33 protein-coding genes and 1 riboswitch are annotated in these 24,305 nt (G+C 66.5%); of the genes, 14 read left to right on the top strand and 19 right to left on the bottom strand.

Annotated features, from left to right (window positions below; all coding sequences use genetic code 11):
- Window positions 1–594, top strand: a 594-nt coding sequence (locus AC3WJD_RS14055) for a cold-shock protein (RefSeq protein WP_492747306.1), incomplete at its 5' end; no start/stop codon positions are given.
- A 71-nt stretch (window positions 595–665) separates the two neighbouring features.
- Here AC3WJD_RS14055 and AC3WJD_RS14050 read toward each other — a convergent pair.
- From AC3WJD_RS14050 to AC3WJD_RS14040, 3 genes are all read right to left on the bottom strand, one after another.
- The gene (locus AC3WJD_RS14050) at window positions 666–1,730 is read right to left on the bottom strand and encodes an RNA polymerase sigma factor (RefSeq protein ID WP_492747305.1); all 1,065 of its coding nucleotides are present in this window, start codon (window positions 1,728–1,730) and stop codon (window positions 666–668) included.
- 149 nt (window positions 1,731–1,879) lie between these two features.
- Entirely contained in the window at window positions 1,880–2,233 is a 354-nt protein-coding gene (locus AC3WJD_RS14045) for a YciI family protein (RefSeq protein ID WP_492747304.1), read from the bottom strand.
- A 108-nt stretch (window positions 2,234–2,341) separates the two neighbouring features.
- Entirely contained in the window at window positions 2,342–3,919 is a 1,578-nt protein-coding gene (locus AC3WJD_RS14040) for a cisplatin damage response ATP-dependent DNA ligase (protein ID WP_492747303.1), read from the bottom strand.
- Between the two features lie 49 nt (window positions 3,920–3,968).
- On the opposite strand from AC3WJD_RS14040, the gene AC3WJD_RS14035 reads away from it, so the two are divergent.
- Entirely contained in the window at window positions 3,969–4,802 is an 834-nt protein-coding gene (locus AC3WJD_RS14035) for a metallophosphoesterase (RefSeq protein ID WP_492747302.1), read from the top strand.
- 8 nt (window positions 4,803–4,810) lie between these two features.
- Here AC3WJD_RS14035 and AC3WJD_RS14030 read toward each other — a convergent pair whose 3' ends face one another.
- The 9 genes from AC3WJD_RS14030 to AC3WJD_RS13990 form a co-directional block, all read right to left on the bottom strand.
- The gene (locus AC3WJD_RS14030) at window positions 4,811–4,984 is read right to left on the bottom strand and encodes a DUF1328 domain-containing protein (RefSeq protein ID WP_492747301.1); all 174 of its coding nucleotides are present in this window, start codon (window positions 4,982–4,984) and stop codon (window positions 4,811–4,813) included.
- Window positions 4,985–5,037: 53 nt separating this feature from the next.
- Window positions 5,038–5,604, bottom strand: a complete 567-nt coding sequence (locus AC3WJD_RS14025) for a TMEM165/GDT1 family protein (protein WP_492747300.1) — start codon at window positions 5,602–5,604, stop codon at window positions 5,038–5,040.
- 4 nt (window positions 5,605–5,608) lie between these two features.
- Window positions 5,609–5,802, bottom strand: a riboswitch (yybP-ykoY riboswitch).
- A gap of 126 nt (window positions 5,803–5,928) precedes the next feature.
- Entirely contained in the window at window positions 5,929–6,429 is a 501-nt protein-coding gene (locus AC3WJD_RS14020) for a Dps family protein (RefSeq protein ID WP_492747309.1), read from the bottom strand.
- 174 nt (window positions 6,430–6,603) lie between these two features.
- On the bottom strand, window positions 6,604–7,167 hold the full coding sequence (locus AC3WJD_RS14015; RefSeq protein ID WP_492747299.1) for a TMEM165/GDT1 family protein: 564 nt from the start codon (window positions 7,165–7,167) through the stop codon (window positions 6,604–6,606).
- 16 nt (window positions 7,168–7,183) lie between these two features.
- Window positions 7,184–7,507, bottom strand: a complete 324-nt coding sequence (locus AC3WJD_RS14010; RefSeq protein ID WP_492747298.1) for a hypothetical protein — start codon at window positions 7,505–7,507, stop codon at window positions 7,184–7,186.
- Between the two features lie 67 nt (window positions 7,508–7,574).
- Window positions 7,575–7,796, bottom strand: a complete 222-nt coding sequence (locus tag AC3WJD_RS14005; RefSeq protein ID WP_492747297.1) for a hypothetical protein — start codon at window positions 7,794–7,796, stop codon at window positions 7,575–7,577.
- Between the two features lie 9 nt (window positions 7,797–7,805).
- Entirely contained in the window at window positions 7,806–8,540 is a 735-nt protein-coding gene (locus tag AC3WJD_RS14000; protein WP_492747296.1) for a DUF899 domain-containing protein, read from the bottom strand.
- Window positions 8,541–8,553: 13 nt separating this feature from the next.
- Window positions 8,554–8,994 (bottom strand): SRPBCC family protein, encoded by a 441-nt coding sequence (locus AC3WJD_RS13995; RefSeq protein ID WP_492747295.1) that lies wholly within the window; start codon window positions 8,992–8,994, stop codon window positions 8,554–8,556.
- A complete protein-coding gene (locus tag AC3WJD_RS13990; protein WP_492747294.1) occupies window positions 8,991–9,329 on the bottom strand; it encodes an ArsR/SmtB family transcription factor in 339 nt (112 codons plus the stop codon). Before AC3WJD_RS13990 ends, AC3WJD_RS13995 begins: the two co-directional genes overlap by 4 nt.
- A 153-nt stretch (window positions 9,330–9,482) precedes the next feature.
- On the opposite strand from AC3WJD_RS13990, the gene rpmG reads away from it, so the two are divergent.
- Window positions 9,483–9,650: a 50S ribosomal protein L33 gene (rpmG, locus tag AC3WJD_RS13985; protein WP_119760738.1), complete on the top strand. Its 168-nt coding sequence runs from the start codon at window positions 9,483–9,485 to the stop codon at window positions 9,648–9,650.
- 209 nt (window positions 9,651–9,859) lie between these two features.
- On the opposite strand, the gene AC3WJD_RS13980 is transcribed toward rpmG, so the two are convergent.
- A complete protein-coding gene (locus tag AC3WJD_RS13980; RefSeq protein WP_492747292.1) occupies window positions 9,860–10,222 on the bottom strand; it encodes a response regulator in 363 nt (120 codons plus the stop codon).
- 39 nt (window positions 10,223–10,261) lie between these two features.
- On the opposite strand from AC3WJD_RS13980, the gene AC3WJD_RS13975 reads away from it, so the two are divergent.
- From AC3WJD_RS13975 to AC3WJD_RS13960, 4 genes are read left to right on the top strand one after another with little or no spacing between them, the layout of a single operon-like run.
- A complete protein-coding gene (locus tag AC3WJD_RS13975) occupies window positions 10,262–10,549 on the top strand; it encodes a DUF3572 domain-containing protein (protein ID WP_492747291.1) in 288 nt (95 codons plus the stop codon).
- Window positions 10,546–11,169 carry an HAD family hydrolase gene (locus AC3WJD_RS13970; protein WP_492747290.1) on the top strand — a complete coding sequence of 208 codons (624 nt, stop codon included), beginning with the start codon at window positions 10,546–10,548 and terminating at the stop codon, window positions 11,167–11,169. Before AC3WJD_RS13975 ends, AC3WJD_RS13970 begins: the two co-directional genes overlap by 4 nt.
- Window positions 11,170–11,200: 31 nt before the next feature.
- Window positions 11,201–11,665: a RidA family protein gene (locus tag AC3WJD_RS13965; RefSeq protein ID WP_492747289.1), complete on the top strand. Its 465-nt coding sequence runs from the start codon at window positions 11,201–11,203 to the stop codon at window positions 11,663–11,665.
- Window positions 11,666–11,686: 21 nt separating this feature from the next.
- Entirely contained in the window at window positions 11,687–12,823 is a 1,137-nt protein-coding gene (locus AC3WJD_RS13960; protein ID WP_492747288.1) for a GNAT family N-acetyltransferase, read from the top strand.
- A gap of 9 nt (window positions 12,824–12,832) precedes the next feature.
- Here the strand turns inward: AC3WJD_RS13960 and AC3WJD_RS13955 are convergent, their stop codons facing one another.
- Both AC3WJD_RS13955 and panC read right to left on the bottom strand, forming a co-directional pair.
- Window positions 12,833–13,129, bottom strand: coding sequence for a hypothetical protein (locus AC3WJD_RS13955; RefSeq protein WP_492747287.1), 297 nt, complete (start codon window positions 13,127–13,129; stop codon window positions 12,833–12,835).
- Window positions 13,130–13,248: 119 nt separating this feature from the next.
- The gene (gene panC / locus AC3WJD_RS13950) at window positions 13,249–14,088 is read right to left on the bottom strand and encodes a pantoate--beta-alanine ligase (protein WP_492747286.1); all 840 of its coding nucleotides are present in this window, start codon (window positions 14,086–14,088) and stop codon (window positions 13,249–13,251) included.
- A gap of 191 nt (window positions 14,089–14,279) precedes the next feature.
- On the opposite strand from panC, the gene AC3WJD_RS13945 reads away from it, so the two are divergent.
- The 3 genes from AC3WJD_RS13945 to pgmG are packed head-to-tail and all read left to right on the top strand — an operon-like array spanning window position 14,280 to window position 16,738.
- The gene (locus tag AC3WJD_RS13945; protein WP_492747285.1) at window positions 14,280–15,065 is read left to right on the top strand and encodes a division plane positioning ATPase MipZ; all 786 of its coding nucleotides are present in this window, start codon (window positions 14,280–14,282) and stop codon (window positions 15,063–15,065) included.
- A complete protein-coding gene (locus tag AC3WJD_RS13940; protein ID WP_492747284.1) occupies window positions 15,065–15,340 on the top strand; it encodes a J domain-containing protein in 276 nt (91 codons plus the stop codon). Before AC3WJD_RS13945 ends, AC3WJD_RS13940 begins: the two co-directional genes overlap by 1 nt.
- Window positions 15,341–15,355: 15 nt before the next feature.
- Window positions 15,356–16,738, top strand: coding sequence for a phosphoglucomutase/phosphomannomutase PgmG (gene pgmG / locus AC3WJD_RS13935; protein ID WP_492747283.1), 1,383 nt, complete (start codon window positions 15,356–15,358; stop codon window positions 16,736–16,738).
- Between the two features lie 432 nt (window positions 16,739–17,170).
- Here pgmG and AC3WJD_RS13930 read toward each other — a convergent pair whose 3' ends face one another.
- Window positions 17,171–18,169 (bottom strand): ligase-associated DNA damage response exonuclease, encoded by a 999-nt coding sequence (locus AC3WJD_RS13930; RefSeq protein WP_492747282.1) that lies wholly within the window; start codon window positions 18,167–18,169, stop codon window positions 17,171–17,173.
- Between the two features lies 1 nt (window position 18,170).
- Window positions 18,171–18,614, bottom strand: a complete 444-nt coding sequence (locus AC3WJD_RS13925) for a hypothetical protein (protein ID WP_492747281.1) — start codon at window positions 18,612–18,614, stop codon at window positions 18,171–18,173.
- Window positions 18,615–18,691: 77 nt separating this feature from the next.
- Between AC3WJD_RS13925 and AC3WJD_RS13920 the strand changes: the two genes are divergently transcribed.
- The 4 genes from AC3WJD_RS13920 to pdeM all read left to right on the top strand — a co-directional run bounded on the left by AC3WJD_RS13920 (window position 18,692) and on the right by pdeM (window position 23,397).
- The gene (locus AC3WJD_RS13920) at window positions 18,692–21,100 is read left to right on the top strand and encodes a ligase-associated DNA damage response DEXH box helicase (RefSeq protein WP_492747280.1); all 2,409 of its coding nucleotides are present in this window, start codon (window positions 18,692–18,694) and stop codon (window positions 21,098–21,100) included.
- A gap of 133 nt (window positions 21,101–21,233) precedes the next feature.
- Window positions 21,234–22,214, top strand: coding sequence for an aspartyl protease family protein (locus AC3WJD_RS13915; protein ID WP_492747279.1), 981 nt, complete (start codon window positions 21,234–21,236; stop codon window positions 22,212–22,214).
- Complete coding sequence (locus AC3WJD_RS13910) at window positions 22,214–22,690, top strand: MgtC/SapB family protein (RefSeq protein ID WP_492747278.1); 477 nt, start codon at window positions 22,214–22,216, stop codon at window positions 22,688–22,690. Before AC3WJD_RS13915 ends, AC3WJD_RS13910 begins: the two co-directional genes overlap by 1 nt.
- 44 nt (window positions 22,691–22,734) lie before the next feature.
- Window positions 22,735–23,397 carry a ligase-associated DNA damage response endonuclease PdeM gene (gene pdeM, locus AC3WJD_RS13905; RefSeq protein ID WP_492747277.1) on the top strand — a complete coding sequence of 221 codons (663 nt, stop codon included), beginning with the start codon at window positions 22,735–22,737 and terminating at the stop codon, window positions 23,395–23,397.
- A gap of 2 nt (window positions 23,398–23,399) precedes the next feature.
- On the opposite strand, the gene msrA is transcribed toward pdeM, so the two are convergent.
- A complete protein-coding gene (gene msrA, locus AC3WJD_RS13900; protein ID WP_492747308.1) occupies window positions 23,400–24,002 on the bottom strand; it encodes a peptide-methionine (S)-S-oxide reductase MsrA in 603 nt (200 codons plus the stop codon).
- A 151-nt stretch (window positions 24,003–24,153) separates the two neighbouring features.
- Window positions 24,154–24,285, bottom strand: coding sequence for a hypothetical protein (locus AC3WJD_RS13895; protein ID WP_492747276.1), 132 nt, complete (start codon window positions 24,283–24,285; stop codon window positions 24,154–24,156).
- Window positions 24,286–24,305 lie beyond the last annotated feature (20 nt).

The following is a 24,305-nucleotide window of genomic DNA, read 5'->3' as shown; positions in this document are numbered from 1 at the left end:
GGCTTCGGCGGCCCGCGTGGCGGCGGCGGTGGCGGCTTCGGCGGCCCGCGTGGCGGCGGCATGCCCGCCCAGGTCGTCGGCGAAGGCAAGGGCGTCGTCAAATTCTTCAACGGCCAGAAAGGCTTCGGCTTCATCGTCCGCGAGGACGGTGGCGAAGATGTGTTCGTGCACATCTCCGCGGTCGAGCAGGCAGGCCTGACCGGGCTTGCCGAAGGGCAGCCGCTCGAGTTCACGCTGGTGGACCGCGGCGGACGCGTTTCGGCGACCGATCTGAAGATCGAGGGCGAACCGCTTCCCGTCGAGGACCGTGGTCCTCCGCGCGATCGCGAAGCACCGCGCGGCGGCGGCATGGGCGGACCGCAGCGTCAGCTCACCGGCGAGAAGGCGACGGGCACCGTCAAGTTCTTCAACGCGATGAAGGGCTTCGGCTTCATTCAGCGCGATGACGGACAGCCTGACGCGTTCGTGCACATTTCGGCGGTCGAACGCGCGGGAATGGGCAGCCTGAACGAAGGCGACCGCCTCGAATTCGATATCGAGGTCGATCGCCGCGGCAAATACGCCGCGGTGAATCTGGTCCCCAAGCAGGACTGAGCCTCACCGGTTCGCGAGAAAAGAGGCCCGGCGCGCAGCACGCACGCCGGGCCTTTCTCGCTGAATCGGGATCAGGGCGCGCGGAGCGTGGCGATCCGCTGCGCGATGTGACGGCGCTCGACCATATTGCCGGCTCGCGCCAGCGCCTCGGTCAGCGCGCCGATCGCGGCGGGCACGTCACCCGCGCGCGCGAGGAGCTCGCCGCGCACCAGCGGAAGCTGAGGATGGCGTGGCAGATGCGCATCGAGGCCTTCGAGCAGGGCGAGCGCAGCCTCCGGCCCCTCAACCTCGGCAAGCGCGACCGCGCGGTTCAAACGCACCACCGGCGAGGCGGTGAGCCGTTCGAGCCTGGCGTAGAGCTGCGCGATCGTCGCCCAGTCGGTGTCGGCGGCAGTAGCCGCGCGGCAATGCGCGGCCGCGATCTCGGCCTGCAGCCGATAGGGCGCGTCCGCCGCGGGACTGGCGGCGAGCAGCGCATCGCCGCGCGCGATCTCTTCGGCGTGCCAGAGGCTGCGATCCTGATCGGCGAGCAGTACGAGCGCGCCGGCCTGATCGATGCGTGCGTCCCGGCGCGCGTGCTGGAGCCGCATCAACGCGAGCAGCGCCGCGACCTCCGCCTCGAAGGGGAGCAGCGCGTGGAGCAGTTCACCCAGCCGGATCGCCTCGGCAGCGAGCGCGGGTCGCGTCAGCGCCTCGCCGGCGCGCGACGCATAGCCCTCGGTGAAGAGCAGATAGACGACCGAAAGCACATCGCCGAGCCGCGCGACCCGGTCGGCGGGATCGGGCACGCGAAAGGGGATGCGCGCACCCGCGATCTTGCGCTTGGCACGCGTCAGCCGCGCCGCCATGGCCGGCTCCGCGACGAGGAAGAGCCGGGCCACGTCGGGCGTCGCGAGCCCCGCCACGAGCCGCAGCGTAAGCGCGACACGGCCCTCGGGCGCCAATGCCGGATGACAACAGGTGAAGATCAGCGCGAGCCGTTCGTCGGGCAGCGCATCGGGATCGGGCAGGTCTTCCTCCACCGCCGGGCCGACAAGCCGCTCCGCATGCTCGACCGCGGTTGCGCGACGGCGCAAGCGGTCGAACGCCTTGCGCCGCGCCGCAATGTGCAGCCAGGCGGCGGGATTGGCGGGCACCCCCGAGCGTACCCAGTCGCGTGCCGCCGCGGCAAAGGCTTCGGCGAGGCTTTCCTCGGCAAGGTCCAGATCGCCGAAGCGGCGTGCAAGCAGACCCAGCAGCCGCGCCCAGTGCGCGCGCCAAGCCTGCTCGACCGCGGCGGCAACGCTCAGCCGATGTCTCCGTGCTCCGCGACGGGGCGGATTTCGACCGTGCCCTCGGGAAGCATTTTCGCATAGGCGATCGCGGCGTCGAGATCCTCGGCCTCGATCAGATAGAAGCCGCCGAACTGCTCGGTGGTCTCGGCGAAGGGGCCGTCGGTGACGAGCATGTCGCCCCCGCCGTTGCGGCGCAGCGTCGTCGCGGTCGCGGTCGATTGCAGCTCCTCGCCGCCGAGCCACGCCTTTTTCGCGTTGAGCGCGGCGTGCAGCTTGCCATGTTCCTCGTAACAGGCCTGCTTCTCGACCTCGCTCGCATTCTCCCATGCCTGTTCGTCATGATAGATCAGCAGCGCATATTTCATCAGTATCCTCCTCAGTCTGCAGGGAAACCGCATTCAGCTGCGCAGGGCAATGCGGTTTCATCGCCATGACGCGCGAGGGTCCGGCGAATCGACAGCCGACGAAATTTTTCAGATGACCATTGCCTGCAATGTCTCGATCCGGTCGGCCTCGTCCGCAGGCTTGTCCGTGCGGATCCGCGCGATGCGCGGGAAGCGCATGGCGAGGCCCGATTTGTGGCGTTTCGAGGCGTGGATCGAATCGAACGCGACCTCGAGCACGAGCGTCTTCTCGACCTCGCGCACCGGGCCGAAGCGGTTGACGGTATGGCCGCGCACGAAGCGGTCGAGCCATTTGAGCTCGTCGTCGGTGAAGCCGAAATAGGCCTTGCCCACGGGCAGCAGCTCGCCCGCATCGGTCCAACAGCCGAAGGTATAGTCGGAATAGAAGCTCGAGCGCTTGCCCGAGCCACGCTGCGCATACATCAGCACGCAATCGGCGGTGAGCGGATCGCGCTTCCACTTGTACCAGAGCCCGGTGCGCCGCCCCGCGACATAGGGGCTGTCGCGGCGCTTGAGCATGACCCCCTCGATCGCGGCATCGCGCGCGCCCGCGCGCAGGTCGGCGAGCGTGTCGAAATCGCTCGCGGGGATAAGCGCGGACAGGTCGAAGCGCTCGGGGTCGAGCCCGGGCACGAAGCCTTCGAGCCGCGCGCGGCGTTCGATCCAGCCGCGGTCGCGCAGATCCTCGGGCCCATCGAACAATATGTCGTAGAGGCGGACGAAGGCGGGAAAGTCGGCGAGCATTTTCGCAGAGACGGCCTTGCGGCCCAGCCGCTGCTGAAGCGCGTTGAAGCTGCCCGCCTCCCCGGCCTGCGCCTCGCCGCGCACGAGCAGTTCGCCGTCGAGCACGCCCTCGACGAGAAAGGCTGCGGCGACCTCGGGAAAGCTGTGGGTGATGTCGTCGCCGGTGCGGCTGTAGAGCCGCGTCTGCCCCGCGACGCGGACGAGCTGGACGCGGATGCCGTCCCATTTCCATTCGGCCGCGAAATCGTCGAGCGACACCGCTTCGTCCTCCAGCGGATGCGCGAGCATGAAGGGACGGAAGACCGGCACATTGGCCGCACTCGGCTGTTCGCCGCGCCCCTCGGCCCAGGCGAACAGCTCGGCATAGGGGGGCTTCAGGCCATGCCAGACCTCCTCGACCGCCTCGACATCGAGCGCAAAAGCCTCGGCAAGCGCGGTCTTGGCGAGCCGCGCCGAGACCCCGATCCTGAGCGCCCCCGTCGCCATCTTGAGCAGCGCGAAACGCTCCTCGGGCGAGAGCCGGTCGAGCAGGTCCGCGAGCACGGCGGGCGCATCCGAGCGCGAGAGCGTGGCCAGCCGGTCGACGATGCCCGACAGGCTGAGGTCGACCTCGCCCGTGGGCGGCACGGGCGGATCGGGCCAGATCAGCGAAACCGTCTCCGCAGTATCGCCGACATAGTCGCGGCTGAGGCGGAAGAGCACGGGATCGACGCGTTCGTCGACCATCGCACGGATGATCGCGGGCTTGACTGCGGGCAGGTCGAGCGCGCCGGTGAGCGCTGCCATCGCCCAGCCGCGATCGGGATCGGGCGTTGTCTTGAGATAGTCGCCGATCAGCCGCAGCTTGGCGTTGCGCGAACGCGTGTAGATCAGGCGATCAAGAAGCGCGGCGAAGGCGTGCATGACGCGCCCAGAATGGCGCAAGGCAGACATCACGGCTAGACCGGCCAGAATGATCCGGCTTCGCCACGCCGCACTTGCCCTGCTCCTGCTCGTCGCGGCGGTGCTCGCCTTCGGCTATCGCACCGCGACGGCGGACCCGCTGGTCCGGTACGCGTCGATCGCCGCAGCCGACTGGCCCGCCGGCACGCCGCCGCTTCGTGCGGTGCTGATGAGCGACCTGCACGTCGCGGGCCCCGACAGGCCGCCCGCACGGCTCACGCGAATCGTGGAGCAGGTGAACGCGCTCAAGCCTGATCTCGTACTGATCGCGGGTGACCTGGTGAGCGACAAGCGCCCCGCCACGCGGCATTACACCACGGTCGAGGCGGTGGCCCCGCTCAAGGGGCTGCGCGCGCGGCTCGGCGTGGTCGCGGTGCTCGGCAACCACGACCATTGGCGCGATCCCGCCCCGTTCAGAAAGGCGCTGGGTGCGGTCGGGGTGACGCTGCTCGTAAATCAGGCCGAGCGGCGCGGTCCGCTGGCCATCGGCGGCATCGACGACGCGTTCACCGACAATGGCGATCTGGCCGCGACCTTCGCTGCGCTCGATGCGCTGGGCGGGCCCCGGATCGTGCTGAGCCACAGCCCCGATGTCGTCCCGCACCTGCCGCACCGCGTCGATCTGGTCCTCGCGGGCCATACGCATTGCGGGCAAATCGTGCTGCCGCTGATCGGCCGGCTCGCCACAGCGTCGCGCTATGGCGAGCGCTTCGCCTGCGGCTTGATCGAGGATCGCGGGCAGACGGTGATCGTCACCGCAGGCCTCGGCACCAGCGTGCTGCCGCTGCGCTATGGCGCCCGGCCCGATGTCTGGCTGATAACGATCGGGCCGGATGGGCGCTGAGAGCGTCGCTAGACGACCTTGCGGCCCGCGATCAGCCCGAGGACGAGCAGTACCACGAACACCGCGATCGCCAGGAAGAACAAAATCTTGGCGATCTCGACAAACGCGCCGCCGATGCCGCCGAAACCCAGAACCGCCAGCACCAGACCGGCGACGAGGAAGATGAGAGCCCAACGCAACATAGGAACCTCCTTCACGCCCCGTAAAAGAACCGGCGGGCGCGCGCGATTGTTCCTCAGCCGAACAGATCGATTAGCGCCCAGATGCCGATCGCCGCAAAGACAAGCGCGGCCCCGATGCGAACCGCGTTCATGGGCACGATGCGTGTGATGCGGTCTCCGAGAAAGACCGCCGGGATGTTGGCGATCATCATGCCCAGCGTGGTGCCGGCGGTGACCAGCGTGACGGCGTGATATTGTGCGCCGAGCGCAACGGTCGCGATCTGCGTCTTGTCCCCCATCTCCGCCGCGAAAAAGGCGATGGTGGTGGTCAAGAAGGCGCCGAAACGGCCGGCGGATGCCGAGTCATCCTCGTCGATGCAGTCGGGCACGAGGGTCCAGGCCGCCATTGCAAGGAAGCCGAGCGCGACCGCAAGCCGGAACCAGTGTCCGTCGAGCAGCCCCGCGACCGCCGCCCCCGCCCAGGCAGCGAGCGCATGGTTGACGATGGTCGCGGCAAAGATGCCCGCGATGATCGGCCAGGGCCGTTTGAAGCGACAGGCGAGCACGATCGCGAGCAGCATCGTCTTGTCGCCGATCTCGGCGAGCGCGACGAGCAGGGTCGAGGAAAGCAGGATTTCCATGCGCAGTTCCGGCCGGGCAAAAGGCTGAACCAACGACACCGCGAACCCCCTGCCCGGCAAGACAGGGGTTCAGGTGTCATCGGTCTTGCCTGGATCGGCCAGAACCAATCCGAACGCGCCATGACCTCTCGGCCAAGCATGTTGACGCGTTCTCCGTGCGAAATCCGCGCGGCGGGCTACTCCCCGGGTGACGGGCGGGGAGTAGGGGGTGTTGGCTGGCAGGTCAAGTGAGGGGAGGTCGCGGCGCATAGCGGGAGTCCGCTTCCCCTCCACCGCCGTTCCGGCGGTCCCCCTCCCCAAGCGTGCTTGGGGAGGAACCTGGAGTCAGGCGGTGCGGCTGGCCTCGAACAGGAACCAGGCGCGCTCCTCGGCGAGGTCGGTCCATTCGTCGAGGATGCCCGAGGTGGCGTTGTCCTTGGCCGCGTCGACGATGTCCTTGGCCTCGTGGAACTTCTCGACCAGCTTGAGATTGTCCTCGCGCAGTTCGGCGAGCATCGCGGCGGGCGTGACATATTCGCTGTCATTGTCGCGGATGGTCTGGCGACGCGCGATGTCGCCGATCGAGCGCAGCGTGGTGTTGCCCGTCTTGCGCACGCGCTCGGCGATCTGGTCGGTGGTGCCGAGAATCTGCGTCGCCTGATCGTCGAGCATCAGGTGATAGTCGCGGAAATGCGGGCCCGACACATGCCAGTGGAAATTCTTGGTCTTGAGATACAGCGCATAGCTGTCCGCCAGAATGCCATTGAGCGCATCTGCCACGCTCTTCGTGGCATTGCTGCCGAGATCGGTCGGGGTCTTGAGCTTTTCCTTGCCACCTTTGGCCATCATGTCCTCCGTTCGGGGATGGGGATTTCGAGTCGGAAGCATAACGACGAAGCGCCGGAAAAGTCCCATGGATTTCCGCGCCTGCCGGCAACTTATTTCGCTGTCTCTGAGTGAGCGGATCGATCGGAGGCCGGATGCCCGTTCGCCCCGGAGCCCGATTCACGGTCCGGGCGTCTAAACGAGCCGGAGCGCCATGACCGCGCACCACGACCCGGCGATGAGGAAGAGCACTCCGATCGTGCGTCGAAACACCGTGACGGGCAGCCGCCCGAGATCCCTTGCGGCAAGCATCGCCAGCAGCGTCGCGAGCACCACGCCGAGCGTCGCGCCCGCAAGCGTCATCCACGGCGCGCCCGAGCGCAGCGCGATCGCGAAGGTGAAGAACTGCGTCTTGTCGCCGAGTTCGAGGATGAAGAAACTGCCGAAGCTGACGAGGAACGCGCCGGGCCGGGTGACGCTGATCGGGTCGGGCGCCCTTTGCGGCCAGAAGGCCCCGCCACCCGCGAAGATGAGCGCGAGCGCCATCATCAGCAGCGCTGCATCGTGCGTCAGCAGCGGCGCGACCAGCACGCTGCCGAACGCGGCGAGCGCGGCATTGGCGAGCGCGGCGAGCGCGACACCGGCGAGCACCGGCAGAAGTCGGCGGAAATGCACCGCGAGCGCGAGTGCGAGCAACTGGGTCTTGTCCCCGAATTCGGCGATCAGCGCCGCGACAAAGGCGGGGAAAAAGGCGTCCATGGATGACCGGCCGGCGTCAGCCGGTCATGCGGACGTTGATCGCGGCGAGCCAGGCGGCGCTCGCTTCGGGATCGACGCGATCGCAGCCGGCGGCGTCGCGCATCGTGTCGAGCCAGGGCAGCACCATTGCGCCGCGCCCCGAATCGGCGATTGCCGCCTCGAGGCCGCGCGCGATCTGCACCACTGGATCGAGGCCATAGTCGAGCGCGGTGCGGCGGATGTCATCGACCCCCGCGCAAAGCTGATCGAGGCTCAGATGCGGCAATTCGATCGCGATCCGGTCGATCCGCTCGCACAGCGTCGACCTGACCTGCAGCAATGCGTCAACGGCGATGCCCATATCCCCAGCTCCCGCGAAACCCCTTGGGACGAGCATGCGCGCCTTTGGTTAACAAGCGCTAAAGCGCTCAGGCGCGGGGCGCGCCGGTACAAAGCGGCGTAGCACGGATTTCCTCGAGGATGTCGCGATCATGAGCCGCGGCGCGCGCCGCATAGTGGTCGAGATGCAAGGCCGCCAAGCTGGTCAGCCCGAGCGCGACCATGCCGAGCAGGGCGCCGCGCCAGCGCCGGAACAGCCCCGAGGCCGCGCCCGTGGCGATCGCCGCCACGCCCGCGATGCAGCACAGCACCGCCAGACCTCAGGCGGCGCTGGCGCAGCAGGCGGTGGCGGCGCCGCCCTCATATTCGTCGTGGAGCCTGACCCAGTTCATGGTCTCGCCGCTCTCGTTGCGCCCCTTGGGCGCCATGTCCAGATAGGCGAAAGCGCCCGCGAGCACCTCGTTGCCGCGCGCATAGGTCGAATAGGTGTGATAGACCTGCCCGTCATCGCCCATCGCGAACACGCTGGTGCCGTGGATGTCGGGACCAAGACCGGGCGTGGTGCCGTAATTGTAGAGCGGTTCGCCCGCGGCGATCTGCTCGGGGGTGAACGACACGCCATAATCGAAGTTGAAGCTCGTTCCCTCCGACGAAACCCAGTCGAAGCTCCAGCCCATGCGCTGCTTCACGCTGCGGATGAAATCGAGCGGCACGCGCGAGACCGCGGCGAAGGACAGGCCGGCATGCTCGAAATGCTGGCGCGCGGCATCGACGTGATCCGACAGGAAGCTGCAGCCGGGGCAGATATGATCGCTGCCCGGGGTCAGCATGAAATGATAGACGAGCAGCTGGTCGCGGCCCTGGAAGAGATCGGCGAGCCGCTTCGGGCCGTCCTCGGTCGTGAAGACATAATCCTTGTCCACCCGTTCCCAGGGCAGCGCACGTCGCCGTTCGAGCATCGCGTCGCGCGCGCGGGTGAACGCCCGTTCCTCGGTCAGCAGCTCCTTGCGCGCCGCGATCCATTCGGCGTGCGGCACGATTTGGTTGGGGGTCATCGCATTGCTCCTTTCACAGGGAGGCGACAAAGGCCTCCAGCTTGTCGAGGCACGCGCTCCAGCCCTGATGGTGGCTGTCGCGGACCTCTTCATCAAACAGCTTCTCGTGGATCAGCGTGAGTTCGGTGCCGTCGGCCGCGGCTTGCAGCTGCACCGTCACGAGCGATTCGCGTTCGGGGAAGCTGATCCATTTCCAGGTGAAGACGAGGCGCTCATTCTCGATCAGCTCGACATATTCGCCATGGACGTAATGTTCCTCGCCATCGGCGGTGCGGAAACGGATGCCGTATTTGCCGCCGACACGCAGGTCGGTCTCCGCACTGATCACCGGGATGCGATCGGGGCCGAACCAGCCGAGCAGCCTGTCGGGGTCGGTCCAGGCCGCAAAGACCTTCGCGGGTGGCGCCTTGAGATGGCGCGTGATCGTGAGACTCGGGCGCGTGTCGAGCATCATTCAGCATCCTCCTGTTCGACAAAGGCGGCGAGCCGGTCGAGCTGGCCGAGCCAGAATTTCTGGTAGCGCGCGAGCCATTCCATGGCCTCCTCCATCGGCCCCGCCTCGATCCGGCAGAGCACGGTACGCCCCGTCTTGGCCCGGCTGACCAGTCCGGCATCGGCGAGTACGTCGAGATGCTTCATCACCGCGGGCAGCGACATCGCGAAAGGCCGCGCCAGTTCGCTGACCGAACGCCCCTCACCCGATTCGAGCTGCAGCAGCAGCGCGCGGCGCGTCGGGTCCGCGAGCGCGGCGAAGGTGCGGTCGAGATGGCGCGCTTCATACTTAACCATAAAGTTAAGTTACGCGCGCGATGCGGTAGGAGTCAAGCGGGTCCGCGACGGGGTTGACAACCGGGGCTCTTTGGCGCATTTGCGCGGCCTTGAACGAGCGGCGGCGACGCCGCTTTTGTTTTTCTTGAGAATCGCAACAAAGGGTTTCGGGTCATGGCCAAGCCGACCACCGTCAAGATCAAGCTCGTGAGTTCGGAAGGCACCGGCTTCTTCTATGTCACCAAGAAGAATCCCCGCACCAAGACCGAGAAGCTCAGCTTCCGCAAGTATGATCCCGTCGCGCGCAAGCACGTCGAGTTCAAGGAAGCCAAGATCAAGTAAGCGCGCCTCGCGCTTCCTTTCTTGCAGCGGATTTCAAGGCGTGGCGCCCGCAAGGGCTCCGCGCCTTTTGCTGTGCGCGTCAGAGCAGCGTGCACATCAGTGCTCCTGCGAAATCAGGAGCCCATATCGGCGGGCGCACCGTCGCTTCGGATATGGGCTCCGGGTCAAGCCCGGAGCACTGATATGGATCCGGCTTGGCGCAATACGCGCTAAACCAGCGCGCCCACCGAAGCGACGAATTTGAGCACCGAGATCGGCTTGGAGACATAGGCCTCGGCGCCGAGCGCGCGGATTCGCTCCTCGTCACCCTTCGCCGCATAGGCGGTTACCGCCATGATCGGGATCGCCTTGAGCGCATCGTCCCCCTTGATCGTCTCGATCAGTTCGAGCCCGCTGACATGTGGCAGCTGGATATCCATGATGATCAGGTCGGGTGCGAAGGCGCGCGCACGGTCGACCGCCTCGCGGCCATCGCGCACGGGTTCCGCCTCGAAACCGTGCGCGCGCAGCAGGTCGCAGAAAAGTTTGAGATTGAGTTCGTTGTCCTCGACAACGAGCACCCTTTTTGCCACTTCGCCCCTTTCCCACTGCGAGGGATGACGGTTTAGGCGATGAAGCCCTTTGAAACAAACCCGGAAGACTCCGAGTCGCTCGCGCTCGCCGCGCTGGTGTGGATCCTGCAGGACGAAGACCGCGCGCAAAGGCTGCTCGCGCTGACCGGACTCACGGCCGACGACCTGCGCCAGCGTGCGGGCGAACACGGCGTGCTTGCCGCGATTCTCGGCTTTCTCGAGGCGCACGAGCCCGACCTGATCGCCTGCGCGCATGCGATCGAGGCAACCCCGCTGGCGCTGGTCGAGGCGCGGCGCCGATTGGAAGGGGGGACGCTCGAATCATGAGCCGACCGCTGCTCATCACCGATTGTGACGAGGTGCTGCTCCATATGGTGAGCCATTTCCGCGCATGGCTCGACGAGGCGCATGATATCGAGTTCACCGCCGATGGAGGCGATTTCTCCAATGCGATGAAGCGCCGGATCGACGGCAGCTATCTGTCGCGCACCGAGATGTGGCCGCTGCTCGGCGGCTTTTTCGATACCGAGATGCACCGCCAGACTCTGGTACCGCACGCCCGCGAGGCGCTGGCCGAGATCGCGCAGCGTGCCGATGTCGTGATCCTGACCAACCTCGAGGATCATCGCCAGGCGCACCGCGTCGAACAGCTCCGCGCTTTCGGCATCGACTATCCCGTCTTCACCAACCAGGGCGGCAAGGGCACGCCCGTGGCACGGCTGCTCGACCAATATGGTCCGAGCGCCGCGGTGTTCGTCGACGATCTCGCGCACCATCACCAGTCGGTTGCCGAAACCACGCCCGATGTGTGGCGGCTGCACATGATTTCCGAACCGACCCTTGCACCCAATGTGCCGCCAGCCGAGTACGCCCATGCGCGAATCGACGACTGGCGCGATGCAACGACGTGGATCGCCGGAAAATTCGCGCTACAAGCCCGCGCCTGACATTTCCCTCCCCCAGAACGGAGCCTCTCCAATGAGCAACATCACCGCCGCGCTTGCCGAACTCGGCCTAAAGCTGCCCGTCGCCGCCGCGCCCGTCGCCGCCTATGTCCCCGCAGTCGAGGCGGGCGGGCTGCTCCATGTCTCTGGCCAGCTCCCCTTCAAGGATGGTCAGCTGATGACCGGCCGGCTGGGTGAGGACCGCGATGTCGATTACGGCTATGAGGCGGCGCAGAACTGCGCGCTGATGCTCGTCGCGCAGATCGAGAAGGCGCTGGGCTCGCTCGACCGCGTGGAGAAGATCGTGAAACTGGGTGTGTTCATCAACAGCGACGCGCGCTTCACCGACCAGCCCAAGGTCGCCAACGGCGCATCCGAGCTAATGGTCAAGCTGTTCGGGGACAATGGCCGCCACGCGCGCAGCGCGGTGGGCGTGCCCGTGCTGCCGCTGGGTGCGGTGGTCGAGGTCGACGCGATCGTGGCTGTGAAGCCGGCCTGACCCAACCTATATTGGCTCGCGATGAGCGAAGCCGACATTGTTGCGCGCATGGCGTCCGGGGTCGCGGCATTCGATGCCGCGGCCTGGGATCGCTGTGCGGGCACCGACAACCCCTTTGTCAGCCACGCCTTTCTGAGCGCGCTCGAGGATTCGGGCAGCGCGACCGCACAGACCGGCTGGCAACCCGTGCCGATCGCGATCGACCGGCCGGGCGGCATGGCGGGCGTGCTGCCCGCCTATGCCAAGAGCCACAGCCAGGGCGAATATGTCTTCGATCACGGCTGGGCCGACGCCTATGAGCGCACGGGCGGGCGCTATTATCCCAAGCTGCAGATCGCGGTGCCCTTTTCGCCCGTGCCGGGGCCAAGGCTACTGACGCAGGACGACGAGGTCGCGCTGCAGCTGCTCGCCGCTGCCGAGACGGTGGTGCGCCAGAACGGACTGAGTTCGGCGCACGCGACCTTCATCGCGCCCGATCAGCTGCCGCTGTTCGAGGCGGCGGGCTGGCTGATCCGCGCCGACACGCAATATCACTGGATCAACCGCGGCTATGCGACGTTCGACGACTTTCTCGGCGCGCTCGCCTCACGCAAACGCAAGGCGGTCCGCAAGGAACGCGCCGCGGCCGTGGAGGGTCTGGAGATCGTTCATTTGCAGGGCGCCGCGATCGAGGAGCGCCACTGGGACGCCTTCTGGGATTTCTATCAGGACACGGGATCGCGCAAATGGGGGCGCCCCTATCTGACGCGCGCCTTTTTCAGCCTGCTCGGCGAGCGCATGGCGGACAAGGTGCTGCTGATCCTCGCGCTCCGGGATGGTCGGCCGATTGCGGGCGCGCTCAACATCATCGGTGCCGACACGCTCTATGGCCGCTATTGGGGCTGCATCGAGGAGGTGCCCTTCCTCCATTTCGAGCTGTGCTATTATCAGGCAATCGACGCCGCGATCGCACGCGGGCTGGGCAAGGTTGAGGCGGGCGCGCAGGGCGAACACAAGCTCGCGCGCGGCTATGAACCCATGCCCACCTTCTCGGCGCACTATATCGCGGACAAGGGCTTTCGCGACGCGGTCGCCGACTTCCTCGAACGCGAGCGGCAGGCGGTGGCGTTCGACATCGAGGCGCTGACCGCGATGGGTCCGTTCAGGCGAACCGGCTGAACCCGATCGTCAGGCGGCCGCGCGGCCGGTTTCGATCAGCCACGCACGTGCCTGACGCTGCGCTTCGGCGATTTCCCAGCCGCTCATTTCGTGCGCAATTTCGGCGCGGCATTCCTGGCCACGGACATTGCCCTTCAGCGCCGCGAGATTGAACCATTTATGCGCCTGGATCAGATCGACCTCGACGCCGCTTGTTCCCGATGAATAAGCGATGCCCAGATCGAAGCAGGCCCGCGAGTCGCCCCTTGCTGCATCGGCGAGCCGGCTTTCCATCAGCAGGATCGCAGCACTAAGACTATGTGCCATTCCCCATTCCCCCGTTTGACACCTCGGTCAGCCGGCAGCTTCGGGGAGAGGCCTTAAAAAAATGGTTAACGCAAATCAGCCCTGTTTTTCAGGGCAACGATAACCATTTTTTCAACGACTTACTCAACGACAAGATTGTCGATCAGGCGCGTGCGCCCGATTCGCGCGGCAGCGAGAAGGCGCGCAGGACGATCAAAGACCGTCAGCGGCTCAAGCGTATCGGCATCGTGGAGCGCGACATAGTCGATCGGGTCGAAGCCCGCCCTGGCAAGCATGCCCTTCGCCTTGGTCAGCGCCTCGGCGACGTCGCCACCCGCCGCGATCGTGCGCGCCGCCTCGCCCAGTGCGCGGGGCAGCGCGCGCGCGGCCTCGCGTTCCTCAGGTGAGAGATAGATGTTGCGCGATGAGAGCGCGAGCCCGTCCTCCTCGCGCTGCGTCGGCACGCCCTCGATCTCGACGGCCAGATTGAGGTCGGCGACCATGCGGCGGATCACCGCGAGCTGCTGATAATCCTTTTCGCCGAACAGCGCGATATCGGGCCGGACCTGATTGAACAGCTTGGAGACGACGGTCGCGACGCCGTCGAAATGGCCGGGGCGCGCGGCGCCGTCGAGATATTCCGAGACGCCCGAGACCGAGACCGTGGTTGAGAAGCCTTCGGGATACATCACCTCGACCGGGGGGAGCCAGAGCAGCGCGCAGCCCGCCGCCTCGAGCATCGCGGCATCCGCATTTTCCTTGCGCGGATAGGCGTCGAAATCCTCATTGGGGCCGAACTGCTTCGGGTTCACGAAGATCGATGCGACGACGCGGTCGGCCTTGGTCTTGGCGGCCTCCATCAGCGCCATATGCCCCGCGTGCAGCGCGCCCATGGTGGGCACCAGCGCGACGCGCAGGCCCTCTGCCCTGAACGCATCGATCGCCGCCCTGAGACTCTCGAGATCACGGACCGTTTGCACGCTGGCTTTGCCTCCGATATTGCCGGAGGGCTGCTCTTAGAGCCCTTCCCATTGCGGCGCTAGCGCCGCAATGGATTAGATGGGCTCTATTATGGGAGCAAGGCACTTTCCCTGTCGGAAGGCGGATATCCGCCTTTCCGGGGAGGGGCCTTGGGGCGCAGGGTTGCATTTAAAAGGGGCGGAATTTCTGCATGGCGGTCAATGGCGTTCATCTGATTGTGTTCGCGAACGAAAAGGGCGGAAGCGGTAAATCGACCAGCGCCGTCCATACCGCGATCGGGCTGGCCAAGGCGGGGCGGCGCGTGGCGGCGCTTGATCTCGACGGGCGGCAGAAGACGCTCGCGCGCTATCTCGAGAATCGACAGGAGACCGCGAAGCGCCACCTGCTCGGCCTCGACATTCCCGCATTCGACGTCGTGAGCGACGGAAGCCCCGAGACCTTCGAGGTCAAGCTGGAGACGCTGACAAGGGGTGTCGAATTCCTCGTCATCGACACGCCGGGCCGTGACGACCCGCTGGCGCGCGCGGCGGCGAGCAAGGCCGACACGCTGGTCACGCCGATCAACGACAGCTTCATCGACCTCGACCTGATCGGGCAGGTCGATTCGGAAACCTTCAAGGTCAAGCGCCCGAGCTTCTATGCCGAGACCGTCTGGGAAGCACGCAAGGCGCGCGCCAAGGCCGATGGCGGCACCGTCGACTGGGTGGTGCTCAGGAACCGCCTCCAGCATGTCGAGGCACGCAACATGCGCCGCGTCGGCGATGCGCTCGCCGAGCTTTCCAAGCGCGTGGGCTTCCGCGTCATTCCGGGCCTGGGGGAGCGCGTGATCTATCGCGAGCTGTTTCCCAAGGGCGTGACGCTGCTCGACCTCCAGGAACTCGGCGAACTCGGCATCAGTCATATCGCCGCGCGGCAGGAGCTGCGCGAGATGATCTCGGGGCTGGCGCTGCCCGAGACCGCGGCCAACGCGGCCTGATGGCAAAGCTCCTCCTCCTCGTCGCGATCGCAGCCGTCCTCTATTTCTGGTGGCGCGGAAAGACCGAGCGCGAACGCATGTCGATCGACGAGGCGCGGATGCTGCTGGGCATCCAGCCAGGCGCCGATGCCGACGCGATCCGCGCGGCGCATCGCCGGATCATCGCGCGCGTCCATCCCGATGCGGGGGGCAGTGAGGAACTTGCGAGGAAAATTAATGCGGCGCGTGACCTGTTGTTGAAGTCGCGCGTTCAGGCACCGACCAAAACCGACTGAACCACGGAGCCTTTCATGAGCCATGTTTTCGATCCGACGACGCTGCGCGAGTACGATATTCGCGGAATCGTCGGAAAGACCCTCCACCAGAACGACGCCTATGCGATCGGTCGCAGCTTCGGCTCGCTGGTCCGCAAGGCGGGCGGCACGCGCGTCGCGGTGGGCTTTGACGGGCGCGAATCCTCACCGATGCTCGAGACGGCGCTGGTCAACGGTCTGACCGAGAGCGGAGTCGACGTCGTGCGCGTCGGCCTTGGCCCCACGCCGATGCTCTACTATGCCGAAGCGGTGCTCGAGGTCGATGGCGGCATCCAGATAACCGGCAGCCACAATCCCGCCGATTATAACGGCTTCAAAATGGTGCTTCAGCACGCGCCATTTTACGGCGAGGACATCCAGAAGGTCGGCAGCATGTCGGCCGCGGGCGACTGGATGGAGGGTAGCGGGACGGTCTCCAGCGCCGACATCATGGACGATTATGTCGGGCGGCTGCTCGCGGGCTATGCCGGCGGCGCCTACAAAATCGGCTGGGATGCGGGCAACGGCGCCGCGGGCCCGGTGATCGAGAAGCTCGTCAAGCTGCTGCCGGGTGAGCATCATCTGCTCTTCACCGATGTCGACGCGAATTTCCCCAACCATCATCCCGATCCCACCGAGGAAAAGAACCTCGCGCACCTGAAGGCGCTCGTCGCCGAGAAGAAGCTCGATTTCGGTGTGGCCTTCGATGGCGACGGCGACCGGATCGGCGCGATCGACGGCGAGGGCCGCGTGATCTGGGGCGATCAGCTGCTCGGCATTCTCGCCGAACCGGTGCTGAAAGCCGTCCCCGGCGGCACGATCATCGCCGATGTGAAGACCAGCCAGGCGCTCTACGACCGCGTCGCCGAACTCGGCGGCAAGCCGCTGATGTGGAAGACCGGCCATTCGCTGATCAAGGCCAAGATGAAGGAGGTCGATTCGCCGCTGGGCGGCGAGATGAGCGGCCATATCTTCTTCGCCTGGGACTATTACGGCTTTGACGACGCGATCTATGCTGCGGTGCGGCTGATGAGCGCGGTGCGTCAGTCGGGCAAGTCGCTGACCGAGATCAAGGATGCGATGCCCGACATGGTCAACACGCCCGAGATGCGTTTCCAGGTCGACGAGAGCCGCAAGTTCGCGGTGGTCGACGAGGTGCTCGCACGGCTCAAGGCCGATGGCGCCGAGGTCAACGACACTGATGGCGCGCGCGTCAACACGCCCGATGGCTGGTGGCTGCTGCGCGCGTCGAACACGCAGGACGTGCTGGTGGCACGCGCCGAGGCGAAGGACGAGGCCGGGCTCGAGCGGCTGATGGGCCAGATCGATTTGCAGCTCGCGGCCTCGGGGATCGAACGCGGGCCGCAGGCGGGGCACTGACCGCGCCACGATCCGGCGCCGGACTCGGTTGCAATTTTTGCATGTCCATCGTTGTCATTCGCACTTGCACAAAATCATGCTGCAGTGCACATAGAGCAGGCCTTTCAGGCATCCTCTCCTAAAAACTTTCCAAGCCGTCCTTTCAGGGCGGCTTTTTTTTGGCGTCGTGACAGCGTTGGGGTGAAATGCGGACATGCCTCTTACCCTCTCCTTTGAGGGAGAGGGTTGCGCAGACTTGGCGGCGCTGCCGCCTAGTTGGAGCTGAGTGAGGGGGAGAAAGTCAAATGTCTGGTGCAGTTTTTCGGACCTGCACCCCCTCATCCAACTACGCCTAGCCGCGCTCACGCGCTGCAAGGCTCCGTATCCTTCTCCCTCGAGGGAGAAGGCCGTAAATGTCGTCGCCAGCTGCGCTTCACTCCGTGAGCCTGCGACCTAGTCGTCCTCGTCGTCATAGCCCGCGAGGTCGAGCGCGCGCGCCCTGATCTGGTGCGTCTGGCACCAGTGGACGAGCGCGTCCTCGCGGCCGTGCGTCACCCAGACCTCGCGCGGGCCGATCTCGACCAGCGTGCGGGTCAGCTCTTCCCAGTCGGCATGATCGGAGAGGATCAGCGGCAGCTCGACGCCCTGCTGGACCGCGCGCTGGCGGACGCGCATCCAGCCCGAGGCCATCGCGGTGATCGGATCGGGCAGCCGCCGGCTCCAGCGATCGTTGAGCGCGGAGGGCGGCGCGATCACGATGCTCCCGCGCATTTCGTCCTTCGACGCGTCGGTAGCGGGACGCAGCTCGCCAAGTTCGACGCCGTGGGCGGCATAGAGATCGCACAGCTTCTGCAGCGCGCCGTGGATGTAGATCGGATCGGCATGACCCATTGCGCGCAGTTCGGCGATCACGCGCTGCGCCTTGCCGAGCGCATAGGCGCCGACGAGCACGCAGCGGTCGGGATTGGCGTGGAGCGCGGCGAGCAGCTTGTCGATCTCGTCATGCGTGTCGGGATGGCGGAAAACAGGTAATCCGAAGGTCGCCTCGGTGATGAAGATGTCGCACGGCACCGGCTCGAAAGGCGCGCAGGTGGGGTCCGCGCGGCGCTTGTAATCGCCCGAGACGACGACGCGCTCGCCCGCATGATCGAGGATGATCTGCGCGGAGCCGAGCACATGGCCCGCGGGCACGAAGGTCACGTCGACGGGACCGAACGACAGTCGTTCGCCATAATCAACGGCATGGCCGGGCTGGGGCCCATAGCGTGCTTCCATGATCGCAAGCGTGGCGGACGTGGCCCAGACCGCACCATGCCCGCCGCGCGCATGATCGGCATGACCATGCGTTACGAGCGCGCGGTGGCTGGGGCGTGAAGGGTCGATCCAGAGGTCGGCCGCGGGCAGGTAAATGCCCTCGTCATGGGGTTCGATCCAGGCGCCGAGCCGCGTCACATCACCCTATATCGGAGTGTTCCCCGGTATTTTCCAGCGAACTGCGCGTTGCCAGCCAACCGCCCGCGGCCGCGGCGACGATCTTGCTGCCATAGGACAGGGCGAGCGTCGCCCAGGGAAGCTCGGCCTCGCCAGCGAGCGCGAGCAGCAGCACGGCATCGATCACGGTATAGGCGATGCCGACCAGCGCGCCGGCGCGCGCCCCTTCCCCCTGCGCAAGCCCGCCTGCCGCGAGCCAGCCCGCACCGAACAGGATCGGAATGCCCGCGATGATGCTTACCATCGGTGCGGCGCGCGTGGCATAGTCCTCGTAAAAGGCGAGCCCTTCGCCCGGCGCGAGGACCGCCGAATAGAAGGCGACCCAGAGGATCGTGACGAGAACGCCGAGCAGCATCGCGGCGATGGCGAGCAGGATGGCGCGGGTTATCAGTCGACCGGTCAGCATCGCGCCTGTCTAGCACGCGGCGCATCAGGGACAAGCCGCGCTATCGTCTTTTGCGCGCACGCTTATAGTGGTGCGCGATGACGCCGCTGCCGCCCGCGCTGACAGAGTGGTTCGCCGCGCGCGGCTGGGCACCGCGCCGCCACCAGCTGGAAATGCTCGATGCGGCGCGCGCGGGGCGCAATGCGATGCTCGTCGCGCCCACCGGCGCTGGAAAGACGCTCGCGGGCTTCCTGCCCTCGCTGGTCGAACTCATCGAGGCGCCCGCCGAGGGGCTGCACACGCTCTATGTCTCGCCCCTGAAGGCGCTCGCGGTCGATGTGCAGCGCAACCTGCTGACCCCGATCGCCGAGATGGGGCTCGACATCCGCGTCGAGACGCGCACCGGCGACACCCCCGCTGAGCGCAAGGTGCGCCAGCGCGTGCGGCCGCCGCAGATCCTGCTCACCACCCCCGAATCGCTGAGCCTGTTGCTGAGCTACCCCGACAGCTTCCTGATGTTCGAAGGGCTCAAGACTGTCGTCATCGATGAGGTGCACGCCTTCGCGACGCAGAAGCGCGGCGACCTGCTCTCGCTTTCGCTCTCCCGGCTGCAGGCGATCGCACCTGGCATGCGGCGCGTCGCGCTTTCGGCGACGGTCGCCGATCCCGACGGCTATCGGGCGTGGCTGGCGCCCGATGGCGATATTGATGCGGTCGAAAAGGTGATCGGCGATCCGGGCGCCGAACCCGACATCGCGATCCTGCTGCCCGAGGGGCGCGTGCCCTGGTCGGGGCATTCGGGGCGCTACGCCGCGCCGCAGGTGATGGCCGAGATCGAGACGCACCGGACGACGCTCGTCTTCTGCAACACGCGCGCGCTCGCCGAGCTGATCTTCCAGGACCTGTGGAAGGTCAACGAGATGAAGCTGCCGATCAGCATCCATCACGGCTCGCTCAGCCGCGAGGCGCGGCGCAAGGTCGAGGCGGCGATGGCCGAGGGCAGGCTGCGCGGACTGATCGCGACCGCAAGCCTCGATCTCGGCGTCGACTGGGGCGATGTCGACTGCGTGATCCAGATGGGCGCGCCCAAGGGCTCGTCGCGCCTGCTCCAGCGCATCGGCCGCGCCAATCACCGGCTCGACGAGCCGAGCGAGGCGGTGCTCGTCCCCGGCAACCGCTTCGAATATCTCGAGGCGCGCGCCGCGCTGGATGCGGTGGAGGCGGGCGAACTCGACGAGGACGTGTTCCGCCGCGGCGCGCTCGACGTGCTCGCGCAGCATCTGATGGCCTGCGCCTGCGCGGCGCCCTTTGAAGAGGCCGCAATGCTCGAGGAGGTGCGCGCGGCGATGCCCTATTCGGCGCTCGACGCCGAGACTTTCAGCCGCGTCCTCCATTTCGTCGAAAATGGCGGTTATGCGCTCAAGGCCTATGACCGCTTCCGCCGGCTGGTGCGCGATCCGCAGGGCCAATGGCGCGTTACCCATCCCGACTTCATCAAGCAATATCGGCTCAATGCGGGCATCATCGTCGACGCGCCCGTGCTCGACGTGCGCTTCAGGAACGGCCGCAAGCTGGGCACGGTCGAGGAGAATTTCGCGGCCTCGCTCTCGACGGGAGACACCTTCTTCTTCTCGGGCCTCAGCCTAGAGGTCGAGAAGATCGACCAGACCGACCTGATCGTCCGCGCGACCGCGCGGCCCGCGCGTGTGCCGAGCTATATGGGTGCGCGCATGCCGATCTCCACCAACCTCGCGGCACGCGTGCAGGCATTGATCCACGACCGCGACCAATGGCCGCGCTTCCCCGACGATGTCCGCGAATGGCTGGCGGTCCAGGACTGGCGCTCGCGCCTGCCCGAACCCGGCAAGCTGCTTGTCGAGACCTTCCCGCACGAGGGGCGGCATTACATGGTCGCCTACAGCTTCGAGGGGTGGAACGCGCACCAGTCGCTCGGCATGCTCATCACGCGGCGGATGGAAAACCGCGGACTTAAGCCCATCGGCTTCGTCGCCAACGATTATGCGCTTGGCGTGTTTGCGCTCGAACCCGTAACCGACCCCGCAAGCCTGTTCTCGCCGGACATCCTCGAGGACGAGTTCGTCGACTGGGTGCAGGGTTCGCACCTCCTGAAGCGCGCCTTTCGCGAGGTGGCTGTGATCGGCGGGCTCGTCGAGCGCCAGCATCCGGGCAAGCGCAAGACGGGGCGACAGGTGACCTTTTCGACCGACCTGATCTACGACGTGCTCAGGAAATACGAGCCCGACCATCTGCTGCTGAAGGCCGCCTGGGCCGATGCGCGCGCGAAGATGACCGATGTCGGGCGGCTCGCCGACCTGCTCGACCGTGCCGCGGACACAATGGTGCATGTCGAGCTCGACCGCGTCACGCCGATGGCGGTGCCCGTACTCGTCATGATCGGGCGCGAGCATGTCGCGCAAGGCACCGTCGACGACGCGCTGCTGATGGAGGCCGAGGCGCTCGCGGTGGAGGCGATGCGGGTCGACTGACCGGCCGGCACCGCACAAATCGACGAAGGTGGCCTGTGCGACGTCCAACACCGACGGCGGGCTCGCGCAAAACTTGCCGCCGCAGCGGGATAGGCATAACCTTGCGCAAACGGCCCTGTGGAGAGGGTGCAAGATGCGCAATGTCCTGTTGCTCACGCCGCTGATGCTCGGCGCGGCCTGGTTCGCGGCCGACGCCGCTGCGGAGCCCCCCGCCACGCCCGCCGTCCAGACGGGAACCGGAGAAACCGTCACGATGGGCGCCGACCGCGTCGACCGCATGACCGTACCCGTCCGCATCGGCGACAGCGGCCCGTATCATTTCGTCGTCGACACCGGCGCCGAGCGGACCGTGATCTCGCGCGAGCTGGCGGGCGAACTGGGGCTCGCCGCGGGACCGACCGCGCGGCTGCATTCGATGACGGGGGAGGACGATGTCGCGACGGTGATCATCCCCTCGCTGGGCGTCAATCGCGACAAGGTGCACGATGTCCGCGCGCCCGCGCTGGCGCGCGCGGATCTGGGTGCGGTGGGGATGCTGGGGATCGACAGCCTCAGGAAGAATCGCGTGCTGCTCGACTTCAGGCAGCAGACGATGACGATCGTGCCTTCGGACACGCCGATGGAGCGGCGCGACCCCGACGAGATCGTCGTCACCGCGAAAAGCCGCTTCGGCCAGCTCATCCTGACCAATGCCGAGGCCAACGGCCATATCGTCAACGTCATCGTCGACACCGGATCGCAGATCTCGGTCGGCAACATGGCATTGAAGCGCAAGCTGATGGGGCGGTCGTTGAGCGGGCCGCCCAGGATGGTCGAGCTGATCAGCGTGACGGGCGAGACGATGATGGCCGAATATATGTTCGTCTCCAGCATCAAGATCGGCGGCGTGACGCTGCGCAACCTGCCGATCGCGTTCGCCGAGGTGCATCCGTTCGAGAAGCTCGAGCTGACGCGCAAGCCCGCGCTCATGCTGGGGATGAACGCGTTGAGGGCGTTCGATCGCGTCTCGGTCGACTTCGCCAATCGCAAGATCCGCTTCCTGCTGCCCGAGGGGGGCAGGCGCGACGACGCGATCATGATGGCGATGCGCGCACAGGGCCGACACGGCTCCTGATGCTCATTGCCGACAGCTGGACCGAATTGTCGCTGCGCCTGGGGCTGGCGACGCTCGTCGGTGCGCTGCTCGGGCTCGACCGCGAGTTGCGCGGCATCGATGCCGGGATACGCACCAATGCCCTGGTGTCGCTCAGCTCGGCGATGGTGATGGTATGCTCCCTGCTGCTCTATGACCAGCTGCACGCGCTCGACGAGACCAACAAGACCGATCCGCTGCGCGTGATCCAGGGCGTGGCGCAGGCGATCGGCTTCATCGCCGCGGGGCTGATCTTCGTGCGGCGCAACGACGTCCACAATGTCACTACCGCGGCCAATCTATGGGTCGCCGCCGCGGTCGGGATCGTTGCGGGGCTCGGCCAGTACAAACTGCTGGCGATCGGGACCGCGCTCGCCATGCTGCTGCTCGTCTCCGAACCGCTGTTCCACCGGCTGCGCCCTGACCATGGCGACCGCGATACCGACGAAGAGCAGTAGTGAAATGCTTGTGCGCGCGACATGGCGCGCGCTACACGGGGCGCATGGTTCCCTTTTCGTTCGCAGGACATGAGCTGGCCGCGCTGCCGCAGGGCGCGCTGTTCTGGCGCGCGCGCCGCGCGTTGCTCGTCGCCGACCTGCATTTCGAGAAGGCGAGCTGGTTCGCGGCACGCGGGCAGATGCTGCCCCCTTACGATTCGCTTGCGACGCTTGCCGATCTGGCCCGGCTGGTTGCCGCCACCGATGCGCGCGAGGTCTGGTGCCTGGGTGACAGTTTCCACGATGCGGAGGGCGGCGCACGCCTCAACAGCGAGGCGCGCGACCTGCTTGGACGCCTGACCCGCGCGACGCGCTGGACCTGGGTGACGGGCAATCACGACCCCGCGATCGATGCCGCGCTGGGCGGCGAGACCGTCGAGGAGACGGTGATCGACGGGCTCGTCCTGCGCCACGAGGCGATTGCCGATGACCCGCGTCCCGAGCTTTCGGGTCATTTCCATCCCAAGCTGCGCGTGCGCGTGCGCGGGCTCAGCGTAGCACGGCGCTGTTTTGTCGCGACGGGCACCAAGCTAATCCTGCCTGCGTTCGGCGCGTTGACAGGCGGGCTCGATGCGACGCACCCCGAAATATTGCGCGCGGTCGGCGACGGCGCCGAGGCGCTGGTGCCGCTCGAGGATCGGCTGTTGCGCTTCCCGCTCGCTGCCTGAGCTCAGCGCGTCAACGACGGATAGCCCGCGCGCAACGCGGCGAGCCTGGGCCTGTCCCAGCGCACGATGTACGGATGGTCCGGGTTCCGCTTCATGAAGTCCTGGTGCCAGGCCTCGGCGGGATAGAAGCGGCCGCTCTCGATCTTCGTCACGATCGGGCGCGGAAAGGCACGCGCGGCGCTGAGCTGCGCAATATAGGCGCGTGCGACGCGCGCCTGATCGGCGCCGACGGGGAAGATCGCCGAGCGATAGCTGGGGCCGCGGTCGGGGCCCTGCCGGTTGAGCTGGGTGGGGTCGTGCGCCACCGAGAAATAGATGCGCAGCAGCGTCGCATAGCTGACCTGTGCGGGATCATAGCTGATGCGGATCGCCTCGGCATGCGCGGTGCGCTCGCTGGAGACTGCGGGGTAATTGGCGGTTTCGGCGGTGCCGCCGGCATAGCCCGAGGTGACGCTCTTCACGCCCTTCACATGTTCGAACATCGCCTCCATGGTCCAGAAGCATCCGCCCGCGAGGATCGCGGTTTGCGGGCCTTTGGCACCCGTTACGTCCATCGTCGCCCTGGGCACAGGGATCGCCCGCTCGGCGCTGGCGGGGGCGATCATCACGCGCGGCCAGAGGAAGGTCGCGAGTGCTAGGGTCAGAGCTGAAAGTGGTATGGCGGCTCTTGAAAGGCGCATTGTATCGTCCTTGCTGCTTGCATCATCGCAGATACGGACGGCGGCCGCACGCGGTTGCGCGCGCGGTCAGAAAAAATCAGGCGATGCCGGCCGCAACCCTGATCGCGTCGAGAAAGGCATGGGGCTGCACGGCGACGATCGCGATCGCACCCACCACGAACCCGCCGGCGAAACGCTGGAACAGATCGGACTTGAGCATCTGCATCATCATCATCTTCCTTCGGCGCG

The sequence above is a fragment of the Sphingobium sp. FW306-1B-F04DB genome, from assembly GCF_058781925.1.
The sequence above is the reverse complement of the archived record's forward strand: the minus strand, read 5'-3'. Positions and strand labels throughout refer to the sequence as shown.

Excerpts from the sequence above, each read along its gene's own strand:
- AC3WJD_RS14045 (WP_492747304.1), bottom strand. The coding sequence starts at position 2,233 with ATGAAATATGCGCTGCTGATCTATCATGACGAACAGGCATGGGAGAAT.
- AC3WJD_RS14040 (WP_492747303.1), bottom strand. The coding sequence starts at position 3,919 with ATGCACGCCTTCGCCGCGCTTCTTGATCGCCTGATCTACACGCGTTCG.
- AC3WJD_RS14035 (WP_492747302.1), top strand. The coding sequence starts at position 3,969 with ATGATCCGGCTTCGCCACGCCGCACTTGCCCTGCTCCTGCTCGTCGCG.
- AC3WJD_RS14030 (WP_492747301.1), bottom strand. The coding sequence starts at position 4,984 with ATGTTGCGTTGGGCTCTCATCTTCCTCGTCGCCGGTCTGGTGCTGGCG.
- AC3WJD_RS14025 (WP_492747300.1), bottom strand. The coding sequence starts at position 5,604 with ATGGAAATCCTGCTTTCCTCGACCCTGCTCGTCGCGCTCGCCGAGATC.
- AC3WJD_RS14020 (WP_492747309.1), bottom strand. The coding sequence starts at position 6,429 with ATGGCCAAAGGTGGCAAGGAAAAGCTCAAGACCCCGACCGATCTCGGC.
- AC3WJD_RS14015 (WP_492747299.1), bottom strand. The coding sequence starts at position 7,167 with ATGGACGCCTTTTTCCCCGCCTTTGTCGCGGCGCTGATCGCCGAATTC.
- AC3WJD_RS14010 (WP_492747298.1), bottom strand. The coding sequence starts at position 7,507 with ATGGGCATCGCCGTTGACGCATTGCTGCAGGTCAGGTCGACGCTGTGC.
- AC3WJD_RS14000 (WP_492747296.1), bottom strand. The coding sequence starts at position 8,540 with ATGACCCCCAACCAAATCGTGCCGCACGCCGAATGGATCGCGGCGCGC.
- AC3WJD_RS13995 (WP_492747295.1), bottom strand. The coding sequence starts at position 8,994 with ATGATGCTCGACACGCGCCCGAGTCTCACGATCACGCGCCATCTCAAG.
- AC3WJD_RS13990 (WP_492747294.1), bottom strand. The coding sequence starts at position 9,329 with ATGGTTAAGTATGAAGCGCGCCATCTCGACCGCACCTTCGCCGCGCTC.
- rpmG (WP_119760738.1), top strand. The coding sequence starts at position 9,483 with ATGGCCAAGCCGACCACCGTCAAGATCAAGCTCGTGAGTTCGGAAGGC.
- AC3WJD_RS13975 (WP_492747291.1), top strand. The coding sequence starts at position 10,262 with ATGAAGCCCTTTGAAACAAACCCGGAAGACTCCGAGTCGCTCGCGCTC.
- AC3WJD_RS13970 (WP_492747290.1), top strand. The coding sequence starts at position 10,546 with ATGAGCCGACCGCTGCTCATCACCGATTGTGACGAGGTGCTGCTCCAT.
- AC3WJD_RS13965 (WP_492747289.1), top strand. The coding sequence starts at position 11,201 with ATGAGCAACATCACCGCCGCGCTTGCCGAACTCGGCCTAAAGCTGCCC.
- AC3WJD_RS13960 (WP_492747288.1), top strand. The coding sequence starts at position 11,687 with ATGAGCGAAGCCGACATTGTTGCGCGCATGGCGTCCGGGGTCGCGGCA.
- AC3WJD_RS13955 (WP_492747287.1), bottom strand. The coding sequence starts at position 13,129 with ATGGCACATAGTCTTAGTGCTGCGATCCTGCTGATGGAAAGCCGGCTC.
- AC3WJD_RS13945 (WP_492747285.1), top strand. The coding sequence starts at position 14,280 with ATGGCGGTCAATGGCGTTCATCTGATTGTGTTCGCGAACGAAAAGGGC.
- AC3WJD_RS13940 (WP_492747284.1), top strand. The coding sequence starts at position 15,065 with ATGGCAAAGCTCCTCCTCCTCGTCGCGATCGCAGCCGTCCTCTATTTC.
- pgmG (WP_492747283.1), top strand. The coding sequence starts at position 15,356 with ATGAGCCATGTTTTCGATCCGACGACGCTGCGCGAGTACGATATTCGC.
- AC3WJD_RS13925 (WP_492747281.1), bottom strand. The coding sequence starts at position 18,614 with ATGCTGACCGGTCGACTGATAACCCGCGCCATCCTGCTCGCCATCGCC.
- AC3WJD_RS13920 (WP_492747280.1), top strand. The coding sequence starts at position 18,692 with ATGACGCCGCTGCCGCCCGCGCTGACAGAGTGGTTCGCCGCGCGCGGC.
- AC3WJD_RS13915 (WP_492747279.1), top strand. The coding sequence starts at position 21,234 with ATGCGCAATGTCCTGTTGCTCACGCCGCTGATGCTCGGCGCGGCCTGG.
- AC3WJD_RS13910 (WP_492747278.1), top strand. The coding sequence starts at position 22,214 with ATGCTCATTGCCGACAGCTGGACCGAATTGTCGCTGCGCCTGGGGCTG.
- pdeM (WP_492747277.1), top strand. The coding sequence starts at position 22,735 with ATGGTTCCCTTTTCGTTCGCAGGACATGAGCTGGCCGCGCTGCCGCAG.
- msrA (WP_492747308.1), bottom strand. The coding sequence starts at position 24,002 with ATGATCGCCCCCGCCAGCGCCGAGCGGGCGATCCCTGTGCCCAGGGCG.
- AC3WJD_RS13895 (WP_492747276.1), bottom strand. The coding sequence starts at position 24,285 with ATGATGCAGATGCTCAAGTCCGATCTGTTCCAGCGTTTCGCCGGCGGG.